This window comes from Pontibacter qinzhouensis (assembly GCF_008017455.1).
In the GTDB taxonomy this organism is placed as follows: domain Bacteria; phylum Bacteroidota; class Bacteroidia; order Cytophagales; family Hymenobacteraceae; genus Pontibacter; species Pontibacter qinzhouensis.
Genome location: NZ_VRTY01000127.1, coordinates 1 through 15,186 on the forward strand (window position 1 = coordinate 1; position 15,186 = coordinate 15,186).

General features: G+C 38.5%; 21 protein-coding genes and 1 tRNA gene. 18 read left to right on the forward strand and 4 right to left on the reverse strand.

What is annotated here, in order from left to right; all coding sequences use genetic code 11:
- Nucleotides 1–89 precede the first annotated feature (89 nt).
- The gene (locus FVR03_RS21660; RefSeq protein ID WP_147923870.1) at nt 90–551 is read right to left on the reverse strand and encodes a lysozyme; all 462 of its coding nucleotides are present in this window, start codon (nt 549–551) and stop codon (nt 90–92) included.
- A gap of 561 nt (nt 552–1,112) precedes the next feature.
- Here FVR03_RS21660 and FVR03_RS21665 point away from each other — a divergent pair.
- The 14 genes from FVR03_RS21665 to FVR03_RS21720 all read left to right on the forward strand — a co-directional run bounded on the left by FVR03_RS21665 (nt 1,113) and on the right by FVR03_RS21720 (nt 9,652).
- Nucleotides 1,113–1,382 carry a hypothetical protein gene (locus FVR03_RS21665; protein WP_147923871.1) on the forward strand — a complete coding sequence of 90 codons (270 nt, stop codon included), beginning with the start codon at nt 1,113–1,115 and terminating at the stop codon, nt 1,380–1,382.
- A gap of 63 nt (nt 1,383–1,445) precedes the next feature.
- The gene (locus tag FVR03_RS21670; protein ID WP_147923872.1) at nt 1,446–2,432 is read left to right on the forward strand and encodes a hypothetical protein; all 987 of its coding nucleotides are present in this window, start codon (nt 1,446–1,448) and stop codon (nt 2,430–2,432) included.
- 309 nt (nt 2,433–2,741) lie between these two features.
- Nucleotides 2,742–2,909 (forward strand): hypothetical protein, encoded by a 168-nt coding sequence (locus FVR03_RS24590; RefSeq protein ID WP_187270256.1) that lies wholly within the window; start codon nt 2,742–2,744, stop codon nt 2,907–2,909.
- On the forward strand, nt 2,909–4,297 hold the full coding sequence (locus FVR03_RS21675; protein ID WP_147923873.1) for a hypothetical protein: 1,389 nt from the start codon (nt 2,909–2,911) through the stop codon (nt 4,295–4,297). The genes FVR03_RS24590 and FVR03_RS21675 overlap by 1 nt, the downstream gene beginning before the upstream one ends.
- A gap of 4 nt (nt 4,298–4,301) precedes the next feature.
- Nucleotides 4,302–4,679 carry a hypothetical protein gene (locus FVR03_RS21680; protein ID WP_147923874.1) on the forward strand — a complete coding sequence of 126 codons (378 nt, stop codon included), beginning with the start codon at nt 4,302–4,304 and terminating at the stop codon, nt 4,677–4,679.
- A gap of 69 nt (nt 4,680–4,748) precedes the next feature.
- The gene (locus FVR03_RS21685) at nt 4,749–5,285 is read left to right on the forward strand and encodes a hypothetical protein (RefSeq protein ID WP_147923875.1); all 537 of its coding nucleotides are present in this window, start codon (nt 4,749–4,751) and stop codon (nt 5,283–5,285) included.
- Nucleotides 5,286–5,769: 484 nt separating this feature from the next.
- A complete protein-coding gene (locus FVR03_RS21690) occupies nt 5,770–6,120 on the forward strand; it encodes a hypothetical protein (RefSeq protein ID WP_147923876.1) in 351 nt (116 codons plus the stop codon).
- Nucleotides 6,121–6,146: 26 nt separating this feature from the next.
- Nucleotides 6,147–6,485, forward strand: coding sequence for a hypothetical protein (locus FVR03_RS21695; RefSeq protein WP_147923877.1), 339 nt, complete (start codon nt 6,147–6,149; stop codon nt 6,483–6,485).
- A gap of 473 nt (nt 6,486–6,958) precedes the next feature.
- Nucleotides 6,959–7,621, forward strand: coding sequence for a recombinase family protein (locus FVR03_RS21700; RefSeq protein WP_147923878.1), 663 nt, complete (start codon nt 6,959–6,961; stop codon nt 7,619–7,621).
- Between the two features lie 274 nt (nt 7,622–7,895).
- Nucleotides 7,896–8,168: a hypothetical protein gene (locus tag FVR03_RS21705; protein ID WP_147923879.1), complete on the forward strand. Its 273-nt coding sequence runs from the start codon at nt 7,896–7,898 to the stop codon at nt 8,166–8,168.
- 1 nt (nt 8,169) lies between these two features.
- A complete protein-coding gene (locus tag FVR03_RS21710; RefSeq protein ID WP_147923880.1) occupies nt 8,170–8,442 on the forward strand; it encodes a hypothetical protein in 273 nt (90 codons plus the stop codon).
- A 5-nt stretch (nt 8,443–8,447) separates the two neighbouring features.
- Complete coding sequence (locus tag FVR03_RS21715) at nt 8,448–8,753, forward strand: hypothetical protein (protein WP_147923881.1); 306 nt, start codon at nt 8,448–8,450, stop codon at nt 8,751–8,753.
- Between the two features lie 37 nt (nt 8,754–8,790).
- Nucleotides 8,791–9,084 (forward strand): DUF6943 family protein, encoded by a 294-nt coding sequence (locus tag FVR03_RS25300; RefSeq protein ID WP_439651060.1) that lies wholly within the window; start codon nt 8,791–8,793, stop codon nt 9,082–9,084.
- Between the two features lie 55 nt (nt 9,085–9,139).
- Nucleotides 9,140–9,652 carry an NUMOD4 domain-containing protein gene (locus tag FVR03_RS21720; protein WP_147923882.1) on the forward strand — a complete coding sequence of 171 codons (513 nt, stop codon included), beginning with the start codon at nt 9,140–9,142 and terminating at the stop codon, nt 9,650–9,652.
- A 14-nt stretch (nt 9,653–9,666) separates the two neighbouring features.
- Here the strand turns inward: FVR03_RS21720 and FVR03_RS21725 are convergent, their stop codons facing one another.
- Nucleotides 9,667–10,104 (reverse strand): hypothetical protein, encoded by a 438-nt coding sequence (locus tag FVR03_RS21725; RefSeq protein WP_147923883.1) that lies wholly within the window; start codon nt 10,102–10,104, stop codon nt 9,667–9,669.
- Between the two features lie 282 nt (nt 10,105–10,386).
- On the opposite strand from FVR03_RS21725, the gene FVR03_RS21730 reads away from it, so the two are divergent.
- Nucleotides 10,387–10,917: an AP2 domain-containing protein gene (locus FVR03_RS21730; RefSeq protein WP_187270257.1), complete on the forward strand. Its 531-nt coding sequence runs from the start codon at nt 10,387–10,389 to the stop codon at nt 10,915–10,917.
- A gap of 53 nt (nt 10,918–10,970) precedes the next feature.
- Here the strand turns inward: FVR03_RS21730 and FVR03_RS21735 are convergent, their stop codons facing one another.
- Both FVR03_RS21735 and FVR03_RS21740 read right to left on the reverse strand, forming a co-directional pair.
- Nucleotides 10,971–12,089 carry a DUF3800 domain-containing protein gene (locus tag FVR03_RS21735; protein ID WP_147923885.1) on the reverse strand — a complete coding sequence of 373 codons (1,119 nt, stop codon included), beginning with the start codon at nt 12,087–12,089 and terminating at the stop codon, nt 10,971–10,973.
- A 99-nt stretch (nt 12,090–12,188) separates the two neighbouring features.
- Nucleotides 12,189–13,442 carry a site-specific integrase gene (locus FVR03_RS21740; RefSeq protein WP_147923886.1) on the reverse strand — a complete coding sequence of 418 codons (1,254 nt, stop codon included), beginning with the start codon at nt 13,440–13,442 and terminating at the stop codon, nt 12,189–12,191.
- A 158-nt stretch (nt 13,443–13,600) separates the two neighbouring features.
- Between FVR03_RS21740 and FVR03_RS21745 the strand changes: the two genes are divergently transcribed.
- The 3 genes from FVR03_RS21745 to FVR03_RS24805 all read left to right on the forward strand — a co-directional run.
- A tRNA-Arg gene (locus tag FVR03_RS21745) sits at nt 13,601–13,672 on the forward strand.
- 349 nt (nt 13,673–14,021) lie between these two features.
- On the forward strand, nt 14,022–14,447 hold the full coding sequence (locus FVR03_RS21750) for a hypothetical protein (protein ID WP_147923887.1): 426 nt from the start codon (nt 14,022–14,024) through the stop codon (nt 14,445–14,447).
- Between the two features lie 518 nt (nt 14,448–14,965).
- Nucleotides 14,966–15,186 (forward strand): hypothetical protein (locus FVR03_RS24805; RefSeq protein ID WP_222707292.1); only part of this gene is annotated, 221 nt, incomplete at its 3' end.

Here is a 15,186-nt window from a genome sequence, read left to right on the forward strand (position 1 = left end):
TGTTAGGCTAAAGCCGTAACATCTAAAAAGCCACTAAAAAAACGAGTGACACAGTTCTGTTTACACTCCCAGGCTTTCTGTAAGGTGTTTTACTTAGCTTTCTTTTTAGGCTCGTCTGGTGAGAAATAAAGCTTGCTCTCGGCTGCTCTACGGTTGACCAGACCTGGTAGAATTCTTCCTCCTGCGTACACCCATTTCTTGAACTGTCTGTCAATATCTGGGTCGTATGTGTTGGCGAGTATTCTCTTCATTAAGGTAGAGTCCTTTAGAGCAGTCAAACCTAAATTATATGCGAAGCTTACAAGTGCCGAAAACTGGTTGCTTGTAAGCTTTACTGTTTTAGTAAGTGCCGTAACACCATTCTCGAATACTCTCATATCATTTAGTAGCAGTTCTTCTGCTTCCTGGACTGTTATTTTCATTCCAGGTTTAACCCCTTTAGTTGTTCCGTAACCTATAGTCCATACACCAGCAGGACACAAATAAGCTGATAATCTTAATCCTTCAGAGAGCTTAATAAGGTCTATTCCTTTTGAATTACATTTTGGCATAAATATGACAAAACCTAGAAGGCTTTTTTGCCTACAGTGTTTTCACACTTATATATGTCTGAAGATCAAGGTATTTTTAAGGGCACTATGTGGTCACTTGAATTAATGCTACTTTTTTTTATGACTTTTCTACTGATATTTCCTTACCATTTTGATAATTAAATACTTTATTTTTTAAAATATCATAAATTAAAAACAGAATCACCGGGCAGTGGACTAATTCTAACAATTGCAAACTATTTTAAAATTATTTTCAACCGCCACTTGACTCGTATAGTCAAAAACTGTACTTTTGCAACATATTAATTAGTTACCCTGGTAGATGGCGAGGGGGGTTAGTTATAAAAAAGTTCTTTGAGAGATTGGGATAAGATGTTGGTTGTTAGGTGTATAGGCGCAGCGTGCGCAGTCCTGAAGGGAAACTTATGTTAAACAATTAAAACAGGGAGATATGGAAAAATATAACAATTCCAGCTAAAACGGCTGGTTTACAGGACAACTATGCTGATTTTTTTAATGAACATCATTTACATAATTAAAAACCTTAAAGCTTTTAGCCAAATGAAGAACCAGAAGATAGTAGAGCCAGATGTATTTGAAATATGGTGGCAGGAAAGACAAACACGAGAATTAGCTGAGGTGGACCTCGAGATAAATAAGGTCCGCAGTCAGATAGTATCACTTAACAGAGTGTACCAGGGCAACAGGAAGTCGCCTAACATTAACAACTACCAGGAACAGCAATGGTTGCTAGAGCGGAAAATGAAGGAGCACAAGAAGGTTTACAAGCAATTGCTAGCGAAGAAAGAACTGATAAAAAATCAGAAATAACTGGCTTTGTAAAATCTTCAAAGTTTCAAGAATTTCTCAAAGTATTGATAGTCAATGTATTAGTTGTCTGATATTTCAAAGACATTTTTTCAAAACACTGATAATCAAAACTTTGAGAATTTAAAAAGTTTCAAAGTATTAATAATCAAACAATTAACAATTTTAAATAAAAAGAAAATGACTAGACGTGAACGCAGAAAACAAGAACGTGTAATTAACAAATTAAGAAGCTGTAAAAATGTACGCAATGGCGACATTATAGAAATTGATGGTGTTAAAGTAAAAATTGCTACAGGAGTTGAGGACGGCGACAACTTTGTATTCGATGAGGCACCAGGTGAAGCATTTGATATAGGACAGGCTTTTTCATATACTGAAAATCAGTTAAGAGCTGAAAAAGCGGCATTAAGAAATAAAAGTGTAGTGTTCGTAAGAATGGTATGTCCAATTACCAATAAGCCAACAGCAATAGTGTTTCCACCTCATTATAACCCTTACATCGAAAAGCAGTTTCATACTGGTTCTGATAACTATGTTAATGATGTAACAAGAATGGTTAATGACTGGTCTGGTCACACTGGATTCGTGAACTTAATTTTAAGCAAACCCACAACTGAAATGCTTGACGAAACCAAAATAACTGAACTAAGACAGTTTATAAATACAATGTCGGATAAAGATTTGGTAAAACATTATAATAGTATATGGGGCAAGAATGCTCTAAAAACTACTTGGCTAGGCACTATTATAGAGAAACCTACTGTAGAATGTGAAATGGACCCTATACTTGACTCTTCTCATAGACTGTTGTTTGAAAACATTGTTGTAGACTCTAGCAGAGGCCGTTACCTATATGGTTATAGGAGAATGCCTCAGAATCCTGATGGAGAGAATACTATATTCTATTGGGTGTATGGAAGTAATAAGGTTCTGGCATTGGATGAACAGCCTGACTTCGATAACCAGGTTGGATGTTTGGTGTTATCTGATTTAGCAGGATACCATAATATGGTAGATTATATGCCAGTGGAATTAATGACTTTCTGTTAAGGTGTGTGGTTCGCTAGCGCTGGCCTTTGAGGGCGGCGCTGCTCCATACCATTATAATAATGTTAAAGCAATAGGTAGACTAGCTTACTATCTAGTTGTCTGCACTTTGAAATACTAACATAAAATAGTACTTAACCTATCTAAGACTTGTTGCGAGTGTATAACTATAGTCAACTAGCTTACTATCTAGTTGTCTGCACTTTGAAATATCGCTTTAAAACATCATTTTTTAGGTAAAATAAAAATAATCAGGACTTTACTAAAAGGGAGCCATATAAGTGTCATATATAATTAAAACAAGAAATTTATATGACATCCAAAAAGCAACACCCTGTGCAACTCAGAGAGACTACGCACAAAAGAGTAATGGAACTGATAGCTGAGTTCGCAGCAAAATTCGACAGAGTAGTAACAGCGAACGAGGTAATATCTATGGCACTAGCAGCCCTAGACCAAAAAGAGTGCAGTACCAAGTAATGAACGTTTTACCAACAGAAGAAGCTGTAGTAGCTGAGAAATTAGCTACCAGGCTAGAACAACTTACACTAACTACAGCGGAATACAGATGGGCAGTATGTGTGATAGAGAAGCTGATAAACAAGTCAGCTTCTACTGCCAACGGATGGGTGGCACTTAACGGTGATTATATCTACAAGGCTTTTGGTTCCACAGGACAGAAGATACTGACGAAGCTGTGCAAGGCTTGCATAGTGGACCAAACCAACAGCTACAGCACAGGCAAAAACGCACCACCGTATCCTAAGAGCTACCGTGTTGCAGCGGACCTTTTTAACTACAACAGGGATTCACTTGTGAAGGAGTCTACTCTTAGAGATAAGACTCAGCGCAGCATACCTGAAGTAGTGCACAATCTGAAGCAGCTGGAGCTGTCTTATGAAGACGCAGTTTCTGAGGCACACCAAATTATCAGCAAGATTTCGATTGACGACTACCTGGTTAACGACGAGATAGAGGACAAAGCAGTAGAACTCTACGACATCACTACTAACAGGACCTTTTACATCAAGCTGGATGCTGCTAAGGCGTATGCTGCTAAGTATGGCAGGCACCTGATACAGAAGAAGCCTAAAGGTAGTAAGGTGTCAAAAGTGCACGTAGTTGACTCCCCTGTAGAGTTTGTGGCAAGCAAGAAAGCCAACCTAAAACTAATCTGGACCAGGGCACTTACCAGGATAGAGAAGCGAGTATTCAGAGCACGCCGCAACGATACGAACAACAGACTGGACACAGACCTTACCAACCTTCCAGGTCAGTTTATGAAGTATATGACGGTTGACAGCGAAGAACTTGTTTCCATAGACCTTAAGAACTCGCAGTTCTCGATACTGGCAGGGATGCTAAGTAAGCCTGAGGCATTCGGAGACGAAAGGGCGCTGTTCTTCAAACAGTTTACCTACGACGAACATACACTAAAGGCAATCGAGATAATGCGACAGGGACTGTTTTATGAGCACCTGTGCGAGCTATTAGATATGGATGTTAAAACAGGCCGCAGCATAGCAAAGACCGCTGCTTTTGCTTGCATCTTCTCTAGCCACAGAGCCAAGACAAAGGACAAAGCTATTCTAAGAAGAGCATTCACTCAGCTAGTTAAAATGACGGACGCTTTCAAGAAAGAGTACGGCGACAATCAGCTGGCTATAATGCTGCAAAAGATAGAGTCCGAGGCATTCATAGATGGCATAGCGCAGGAACTCTACAACAAACACATCTGGCACGCCACGAAGCACGACTCTGTGATATGCAAGAAGTCAGATGTAGCCTTAGTGGAAGGCATAGTAAAAACCACATTAGAGAAATACCACATTAAAGGAATTATTGAAACAGAACTTTTAAACAAATAAGAAAATGGAAATCGTAAAAATAAAAGAAGAGACCAGTGTTAGCATAGACTGTAACTCTAACACATTAATGTGCAGCATCGACAAAAATAAAGTGGAAGCTTTTATAGGCTTGCATAATAAAGGTGACCACTATGTTATGCTTATAGACGACACAGGTCTATCAATCATAGAAGCTAGTGAAGCACTAGACTTAGATATGGAATCGATTATATCGGACGACAATATAACAGTATACATCTGCTTACCATTCGATACAACTAAAAGTATGCTCCGCTTCGCAAGTGTAAATGGAATATCTGATAATACGGCGCAGGAGGAATGTCTAAAATTCATAGAAAAGAAAATAAACGAAAGAAAGAGGTATATACTCAGCGTTCACTAGCTGCTTAAACTGTACATCAAATTCAAAATAACATTTAAATAATTAACAACATAAACAACATTAAAGAGAATGAACACATCACTAACAACACCGCTTACATCAGACCAGAAAGACAGCTTTGTTGAAACTTTAACAGACGAACTGAACTCGATGCTTACCATTTACGAGGAGGAGATAAAAAAGGAATTCGACTTGCCTGCCAGTGAATACCTGTACAAGCTGATGATACTTAACATTACGGATATGATAAAGGACGAACTAGATTTTGACTTTATGCTTGATAATGTGACCCACGCCAGGCTATCTGATTTGTTCCAGGGCAACACCGATGAAGGATACGATTTCCCGGACACGATGGCTTACATAACGCTGGGAGCCATCCCAGGAAGACCGAAACCTATAGACCTGGAACTGAACCTGGAGCCTAAGGTGAAGGAAGACTCGGGGCTACGTTTCCTAGAGTTGACCCTGGGCATCACCATAGTTGAAGGCGACGTTAGAACAAAGGTCGTACAACAAGAGCCTGATTACACCTACGGGCCCTACGCATCCTTTGAAGATATGATGGAAGCTGAGTACCAAAGGATAATGGATAAAGATGAATAACCAAATAGAAGGAGCCCTAAAAAGCTCCTTTCTTTTTTTAAAATAATTCCCCAAAGTGGAAAAAACGAGCGAATTGCTGGTGATATATATAATAAACAAACAGCAATTATGGACACACTCAAAAGATTTTTGGAATCATTCATCAAGGTTACAATCGCAATGATAGCGGTAGCAGCCACAGTCGGAACAGTTCTCTACTAAATACCGGAAACAGCAGCTCTGTCAGAGAGAATACTGAACGCATCCAAGTGGTGGTGCATCTGGGCGGCACTTGCAACTGTACTCGGCTATACGCTGGTGTTCATAGAGTCTGCCTTCAATCGGTTCAATAAAAAGTAATGGTAGTAACTATAGAAATAGACGGGAAGCCTGTCACGCTAGAGGTAACGCCAGGGCCGGAGCACGAGCTGTCAGAACAAGCGATAATCGAGCTATACAAAAGACTCTTGCTAGAAGAGACAAAAACAACAGAGTATAATCAATAATGGAAATCACAATTTTAGAATTAGTAATTGTAGCATTCGCTACATTCGGAGTACTGGTAACAGCTGTAATAATATTTATGGAAGTAGAGACAAAATACGAAGCGAAAGCCTTTAAAAAGAGACAAGCCGAGGAAGAAGCTAAACGGGTACCACTGGAGTTCACAGAGGAAGAACTAGAAGTAAGACGTAAACTCTATACTCTTAATAAACAAATGTTTGACCACATCCCTACAAGTTATTATATGAATCAGCTGGATAAGGATGTACAATTTTTAACAAAAAGACTTTCCAAATTCAAGACGCTACAACTCCAATTAAAGGAGCCAACAAATCCCAGAGAGGATAATTAACAATGATAAGTTTCTCTTACAATTATATGGTACTAACCACCGTCAGCGAAGATGGCCACCCAACAACAGAAGTAGTAGTACTAAACCCGCACTTTATAAATCCTGACGAGTATCCATTAGATATTGAAGACATAATCGAGATACATAAACAAGAATATGTAGTACCAGCCCATCTAACACAAGAAGACAAGGAATTACTTATATCTATCAAGCAAGATGAAATAAGTCGAACCTTAAAAGACCACAAAGGAGTTAGAATTATTTACAATGTTATATACGAAGAAGAATTATCTGCTGCACTTATAAATAAATTAATTGAAGAAAATAATTCAGACTTCTACCCTACTACACAGTATAATAAATAACAATATCACCTTCCATTATTCTATTGTCATAATTCATATTTAATTTTTTTACTAAAGAGTCATTTTGTGAGAGATTTGATTCAAAAGCTGCTCGAAAGGGCAGCTTTTTTAGTTTGTAGGTGAAGAGGTACATTTTAACCTGGAAGATTAAGATATATGAAGGAATGCTCATTTAAACGCGTTTTGGATTGCCTTTTGGCGAAAGTAAAAATTCCTTCCATTTCATTTCAAACCAATTCAACCCCATTCAACCTAATTCGACGACCAACCCTCTCCCATTGGCTGCACTGTTTGATTTTTGTGTCGTGGTGTCCGTTATAGTACAGAGGTCCATTGGTAAAGTATAGATTGATTTTTTTGTTGCTACACATTGAACTAGTGATTGAGAAGTGTAACAAGTTTCGGATTTTCTGCTACCTTCGGATGGTTACACCATATCTTCGTTTTGTTCAACATTCACATCATAAAATACTATGAGAAAGTTCGTAGCATACTACAGAGTATCGACTAAGAGACAGGGTAAGTCAGGATTAGGATTAGAGGCGCAGCAGGAAATTGTCAAGAAGCAGTTACCAACAGGGAGCACAGTAGTAGCGGAGTATACTGAGGTAGAATCAGGCTCAAAGAATAACAGAACTGTATTAGCTGAAGCATTGGCACACTGTAAGAAAGATAACGCCACACTTATTATAGCTAAGCTAGATCGACTCAGCAGAGATGTAGAGTTCATATTCAACCTCAAGAATAGTAAGGTAGATTTTGTTTGCTGTGACATACCTGAACTGTCTACTCTTACTCTTGGCATATTCGCTACGATGGCACAGTATGAGAGAGAAAGAATCAGTCAGAGAATTAAGGATGCATTTGCTGCTAAGAAAGCTAGAGGCGAAGTTTGGAACACTAATAACAATGTAACTGCTGAGACTCGTTTAAAGGCTGCTCAGGCAATCCGTACCAAGGCTCGCACCGATAAAGCTGTTACTGCTGTAGTAGATATTATAGTGCTGATGAAGGACGCAGGAGCAACCTACAGAGCTATTGCTGCTAGATTGAATGATAGAGGCTATACTACTAGACAGGGTGCGCAGTGGTCTTCTACTACAGTTATGCGAGTGCACAAGAGAGCGACTGAATAAAAAAAAAGGACTTTGAGAGACTATATTCTCTTTTCTCTTCTCTCTCTATTCTTTTACCTTATTCCTTATTCCTTACTATCATTTTTTATAGCGGTACAAAACTTTAAGGTATATATGCACCCCGACTTCAGTCTTTCCCCCCTTCTCTTCTGTCTCATTCAACGTTAGTAACTTTTCTCAAAACGTTAGCAACTAATATGCTACACTTCAAAAACGTATCAAAGTTTCTGCTACCTTCATTTTATTAATGAACAACATTAAAAGCATTAACAATATGGAATTAATAATCAACACCAAGAAAATCAGCAAGGCGCTAACAGGGTACAGAACAGAACTATTGAAAGCCTACACCACAACTACGGAGGAAGGTCTGTCAGCAGTGAACCTAGTATTATACACTACAGCAACGCACCCTGATATACTGAGAGATATGCTGATTGACTGCATCGAGAATCAGTACAACTACTGCGCAATCAACAGAGCGTCAGACGAAATCATTATCTACACATTCTCTTCTATCAAGGGCTATAGCTATAAGATCAAGTAATATGAACAACACACCGCTAACCAACTTCGACATCAACAGCAGAGAGTCTGTTGCAGCATTCTTCAAATTCATAATAGAAGACCTAGACCTGAACTTCCACCCTGACACACCTTTTACAGACTACACCTGCCTTGTCACAGACAGACCCACATTCACTATAGAAGCAGCGGTACACTACGACATCCTAATGGACGACTGCTTTATGTGGTGCGACTTTCACAGAGAAGACATTTATGAAATAGCAATGGAAGCATTAACAACATCTAAACAATAAACACAATGAACAACATCTGTACTACCACCATCATAGTTAAAAGCCTTAAGAGTGTTTTAGATTCTTACCCTGAACTCAGCTACCACAGCTGCTACCTTACCAATCTCAGCAAAGTATTCGTGCTGAAACTGAATCAGTTAGACAAGTCTTTTGATTTGTACAGACAGGGCAACATACTTGCTAGATGGATAGGCGAGAGCTTCGATAGTAACTACAGCAGGTACGAAATAGAATTACTAGCGAGCGACTTAATCAGCATCAACTACACCTGCTTACCTGACACTGAATACGAATTGACCGAAACTTTGTAGCATCTTTTTAATTAACAAAATGTACATAATTAAAAGGATGGTGGAGATCAGGACCAACTTTGAGGGTGCTGATTTCTACATTAAGAGACGAGGTAGTATTGGTAATCTTGGCAAACCAACAGACGAATATAGTCCTGAAGCATTTGGTGTCCGAGTTAATCAAACAGTATTGGTCCCAAGGTATTTATACTATGTGATTCTACACTTACACCAACAGAAAGCATTTGAACCATACGCTAAGGGTACTCTCAGTTTGAAACATATAACACTGAAAGACCTACAAGAAGTGATTTACAACGGATTAGTAAGAATGAATCAAAAGAGGACTTAAGTCCTCTTTTTTTATGCCTATTCCAAACTTCTACATCATTGAGTGATATAATGATATGGAAACAGAAATATTTAAAGACATACCTGGTTTTGAAGGTATTTATCAGGTATCAAACTTCGGACGAGTAAAAAGTCTGAAGTTCAATAAAGTAAAGATGCTCATACTAACATTGGACGCAGCAGGCTATCCTAGAACGGGGTTAAGTGTGAATGGTAAATACAAGTCGTATAAAGTACACCGAATAGTAGCACAAGTCTTTATACCAAACCCAGACAACAAACCCTTCCTAGACCACATAAACGGCAACAGGGCAGACAATAGGATTGAAAACCTTAGATGGGTATCTCATAGAGAGAATGGCCGAAACCAAACAGTACACAGAAGTAATAAAGGTACCTCTAAATTCTACGGTGTAAGCTGGCATACAAGAGATGAAATCTGGATTAGCCAAATTAAAATAGGGTATCAGAATCTGTATTTGGGTTGTTTCAAACAGGAGGAAGACGCAGCAAAAGCTTATGACAAAGCTTTAGAAGAACTAGGTTTAGAGCCGGTTAATTTTAAATAATAAAAGAGAGCTAGTTAGCTCTCTTTCTTCTTTTTAGGACCTTCACCTGTTTTGTTCTGGACGCGCTCGTGATAGTACATATTGGCACTTTTAAGCTGCTTCAGTTTCTTTACGACCTTCTCAGGTAGCTCCTTGTTTCGGCTAGGGTAGTTCTTGAGACCTTGTTCTAGTATATCTTCAAACAGCTCGCGGATAGAAAGCCTGTCGTAGTACTCAATTCTCTTTAGCAGCAGGTAGTGGTCAGCTCGCAGCGAAGTCGAGAACGGCAGGTAGAACTCTTTGTTATCTAAGTAGTCTGCTTCTATCGGTCCGTCTGTTCTAGCTGGAGTTTCTTTTTTAACTAGAGCATCGCCCTGAGCAATCGCTTCTTCCTCTGAGAACACAGCTACGTATTTTACCTCTTTCTTCTGAGGTGTCTTACTTAGTTCGGTATTCGAATCTTTGTCTTCCATACATTTTGTAGTTGGGTTTCAAATATACTTCTAATTACCATAATACTTTAAATGTAGTTAATTAAAAAATCTAGTGTAGACAGTAGCGGTGTCATTAGTATCTCTTACACTCGTGATATGCTACTACACCACATAAAATCAATACTGGAGCAATACGAGCTTCGTGGTCGCGCCCAAATCCCGAAAGCTTATAATCTGCTTACAAAGAGACAGGACGCGATACAGGAGTCCGAAACGCTCCAAACTATTCCAGACTTTCCTACCATATCGGCGAATAATGATATGGAAGAACAATGGAGAGACATTATAATAGAGGGCCAAATCATTAGCGGCTATCAGGTATCGAACAGAGGCGAAATAGTAAGCACCAAGTACAACGAGCCGAGAATACTGAAACCAGGCATTACACTCAAGGGTTACGCACAGGTCTCATTAAGAAACGGAGATAAGTATCAGAAGTGTTTAGTGCACAGATTAGTAGCTGAAGCCTTCGTACCTAACCCACACAAACTACCTCTTGTAGACCACATAGATACAGACCACACAAACAATTGGGCTAACAATCTAAGATGGGCAACGAACAGAACGAATATGCAAAACCGCAAAGCTAGGAAGGAAGGTAGAACTACTTCTAAGTTCGTTGGGGTGCATCAGGTAGCAAAGACAGGTAGGTGGGTAGCAAAAGTATGTTTCGCTTACAAGAACTTTAACTTGGGTACATTTGATACTGAGGAAGAAGCAGCAGCGAGATACGACCAAGCTTTGATAGAGAACGGATTTGAACCCGCTAACTTTCCATTACAACTGAACTAAATAAAAGAGGCTGTCAATATTGACAGCCTCTTTTTTCTTTGTATTTGATTAACCTATCTTAAATTAAACACTGTAGAATGATCTTTATCGTTATTTTCCGTATCGATCGCATCTATATCGAAACCGAGTGTATCAAGTACATACTCTGCAAAGTCGTCTTTATGATTCCTCGCATCCGTTTGATGTAATTTTCTATTTATAGCGCCGGTAAATAGATCAATTATTTGGATATATAAGTGTGAGCTAGAATCTATCGCCTGGAATTCTTCTAAAAAAAGACCCTCCATCTTTTGGCTAGCAAGTCTCTCTTTAATATTCTCAATTTTTAATGTATCACTGCCCTTTTCATCTTCATCTATCCATACTTGCAACACTCTTGGAAGTGGCGCTCTACCTGATGTATTCTCGTGATCTACTCCTTTTTTTAATAAGTGATACGTAAGGTCTGTTATTACAGAATTCTTATCAACGAATCCTTTATTATTAAGAACAATTAGCTTAAAACTAATTGCTGGGTGTAACTCAAGAAACTTATTAAAAAATTCTTTGAACATAGGCAGTCGAAACCTATCTAGATCACTAAAATGAAATTCGTACTTTAAAGCTTTGCTGTGTTTCCAGTCATCTAATTCTTTATAGGCTAATAGAGAGGTAATTTCAAGAATCCATAAAGAACCAACCGAAATATATTTCTGGTTCTTCCCTGTTTCATCAATATAAACGGAATACGTCTTTAGGCCTTTTGGTTTATCTTCTACAGCTTCTTGTATGTTGTTGTTCCTTAAAACGCGTCTATATTGTTTAACTGCTACATCAGCTTCAAATAGTTTGTACTCATTTTGAATTTTTGCTCTATGCCGAGACAGAGTACCCTGTTTTGTGAGGTTTTTTAATTCCTCTTCTGTTACAGTCGAACCATCGAACTTTTCTTTTTCAAACGTCTGCCAATATAGCCAAGCTAGAGCTATATCAGAATTCCTTGCTTCGTTAGAATAGTTAAGGATAAATGCTACTCTATCCCGAACCTTAGCAATACTCCCACCATTGACCCTATTAAGTAGTTCTACTCTTTCCCTTTCTAGCTTTTCTTTCTTTGCGGTAGCTTTATCTTCTGCCGAAATAACTTGTTCATCCAATTCTGAATTTTGGTCTGTAGATTCTGTTTCTTCCATAATAAACCTATAGCTTCTTTTGATGTGGCTTAAAACAACGTTTTTACAATATAAGTAAAATCTAATAAATATCAGCTTTGCTTATACAGTTTATTAAAGCTACATCCTGAACCTATCTACTAAACCGCTGTTGACAGCATCTAGTTTGTGACTCCTGAAGTTACTCAGGTAGTGCTGTGTTATCATTACAGAAGAGTGCCCTAGTCCTTGAGATATTGTATACAAATTAACATCAGAGTCAAGCAGCAGCGAAGCGTAAGAGTGTCTAGCTGTATGAGAAGAGATATTTGTTTTAACTCCTGCTAGTGACTGAATAACTTTAAGATTCCTGTTGTAGACAATCGATTTCTTGTTGAGCCTGATGTACAATTCTTTTCCAAGCTTACTGAAGTCGTTCTTCTCGTTGATGCAGCTGAACTCTTCGTTATCCAAGAAGCCAAATACAAAATTAGTTTTATACTTCTTAGAGGTAGATAACCTGTCAATCGTTTCTCTGATACTCTCGTCTTTCTTTTGGTAGCTCTCAACTAGAGGCGTCAGTATTTGTACTAGGTTATCATTGAGCTGTACAGACATTTGTTTCTTTGTCTTCAACATAGTGTACTCAATTCTATTATCGCTGAAGTTATTCCACCGCAGAACTTTCAGATCGCTAACTCTCATACCCTGACAGAATACCTGAAACAGAAATGCTCTCCTATACTTTTCGAGCCTTGCATCATCGAGCTTAACATCGATAATTTTCTGTAGCTGTTCAGCAGTCAGACTTTTAGGTACACTCTTATTAGACTTCTTCAGTTCAACTCCTTCGAATGGGTGCCTTACGTAATTATGAACATTAGCCTTGATAGCTTTCTTAATAACTCCATTAATTACTTTCAGGTAGTGAGTTGCGGTATTATTCTCCATCTTCTTAAGAAAGAAGTTACGCATATCGTAGACTGTATCCTCTGTGATTTCTCTGAAGGTTAAATCTTTCTTCTTACTGTATGCAAGGTAGGCTTCGACTTTGGCGAGTATGACACTGTACTTGATTTTGGTGCCGTGATTGGTCTGCCTGTCTATTACCTTCTGAAAGAAACCTGTAAAGGAAGTTTCCTTCTTAGCGATAATGTTCTCAGTAAAAGACGCAATAACCTCTTTTAATTTGTCTTCGATTATTCTGTTGAGTTGTTCGTAATCCAGCTCGTCAGACTCCTTAACTTGGCAAGTCCGCGCATTCCATTGCTTGGTTTGAAGCTTGACACCTGTGCTGATGTAGCTGCTTTTACCATCCTCAGTTATTCGAATTTTTACGATTCCTGCCTTGTCTTTTTTGTTTCGCTCGTATAATACGCTTTGTATAGTTCTCATAGTAACCTATATTTGTAAAGCAGTATAGCTGTAAACCGCTAAAAAACTGCGGCACTATGTCGAGAAAAATGTCGAAAAACTTTTCTACATCGATCAAAACGCTTCTACAAAAATGCGAAATAAAAATTATAAATAGCTGAAAATCAGTTCCATACAAAGGCTGCGTAGTTCAACGGAGAGAATAGAAGTTTCCTAAACTTTAGATCTGGGTTCGATTCCCGGCGCGGCCACAACAAAAAGCCTCTCTAAGAAAATAGAGAGGCTTTTTGCTTAAACTCCTAATAAGAGCTACTTATTTTGCTTGCTCCTGAAGCCATATGTATCCCGCTTATTTCAATTTATAGCTAATACTTCCTAAACAGTTAATATTCGGCTTCGTATCTCGCCGATGCCATGTTTTCACCGGCAAAATTCATGCAGTAGAGCAGGCTATAATAATCTACCTCTACACGGTACTGCATTTAATGTTTATACGTGTCGGACACCCAGGAAAATCTGCTACGGAAATTGATTATATTATGTTTCAATAAGGAATTATTTTTTCGAGGAGGTGTTATATAACAAACAACACTGTCGGCAATGATAATACAAAATAACCTAATCAAACTAGAATATAATCCTGTTACGGATATTCTAAATGTTGAGTGGCCTAATATATCAGCTGACCTACTTACGGAGGTGAAGCATACTTTAAAAGCTATAGTTGATGCTATTAAGCATTATGATGTTAAAAAGCTATTAATAAATTCTCAACAGACTATAATAGGAATTTCACAGAGTGAATATGAAAACATTCTTAAAAGCTTTTCACAAGATTTGAATGCTACACGCCTTCAAATGGTTGCCAGAATAGAGAGCAAGCATTTAAAAAGAGAATTGCTGGTAAAAGAAGTTAGCTTGCAGTTAAAGAATACTTCAAATTTTGAATTCCAAAATTTTACAACCATGACTGATGCTATTTCATGGCTGGAAAAGAGTAAGATTAATTCAGTACGCCCTGTATGATAATGATAAGAAGACACTCCTAAAAAGCTCACCATACTAGGTGAGCTTTTTTTATGATTAATATTTTATACCTGAAATGAATTAGTTGAAGGTTATCCTAAATATCATTAATGCTCATTCAGTATTATTTTACTTCTAATCCTTACTGTCTCCTTTAAAAATCATTATGCATGTGCGGCAGAAGCATAGGCGACTTGTAGTGCAGGGATTTAAGCAATCATCATCACGGGCTTCGCTGTGACAGCGCTTGAAGCTATCCTTACTACGAACTTCTTATCCTTTTTGTCTAGCAACGTTAGCCCAGGCTATGTCAGAAATTGGCGATAAAATTTCCTCCGCCCGCTCCTATCCTTTGTAATTCATTAGCAGGTATTTAGATTATTTAAGGATAATCAAGAGATTAACCTCTTGTCAGCATGAAGACCAGGAATCAGATTACTAATCAGGCTCTCAGTGGCCTTTGCTTAATGGTGACAACAACCAACCGCTAGGGCAGGCGGGGCAGGTATGTAGCACCGGTGAACCTACCGAATGCCTCAACCTACAAGGCCGAGGAGGCAGTGCTCCAGAAAAAGAAGCTATACAGTAAAACAGTTACACCCCACTGCACAGTTAGGAATAATAATAGAGGATTAGGCTCAAAAGGGATTAGCGACTCCTCCCACAACCTAGCGGAGAAGCCGAAAGTTACTGCCGATGGAGGAATTACGGGGAATGGTTCTGCCTTATTATTTGGTGA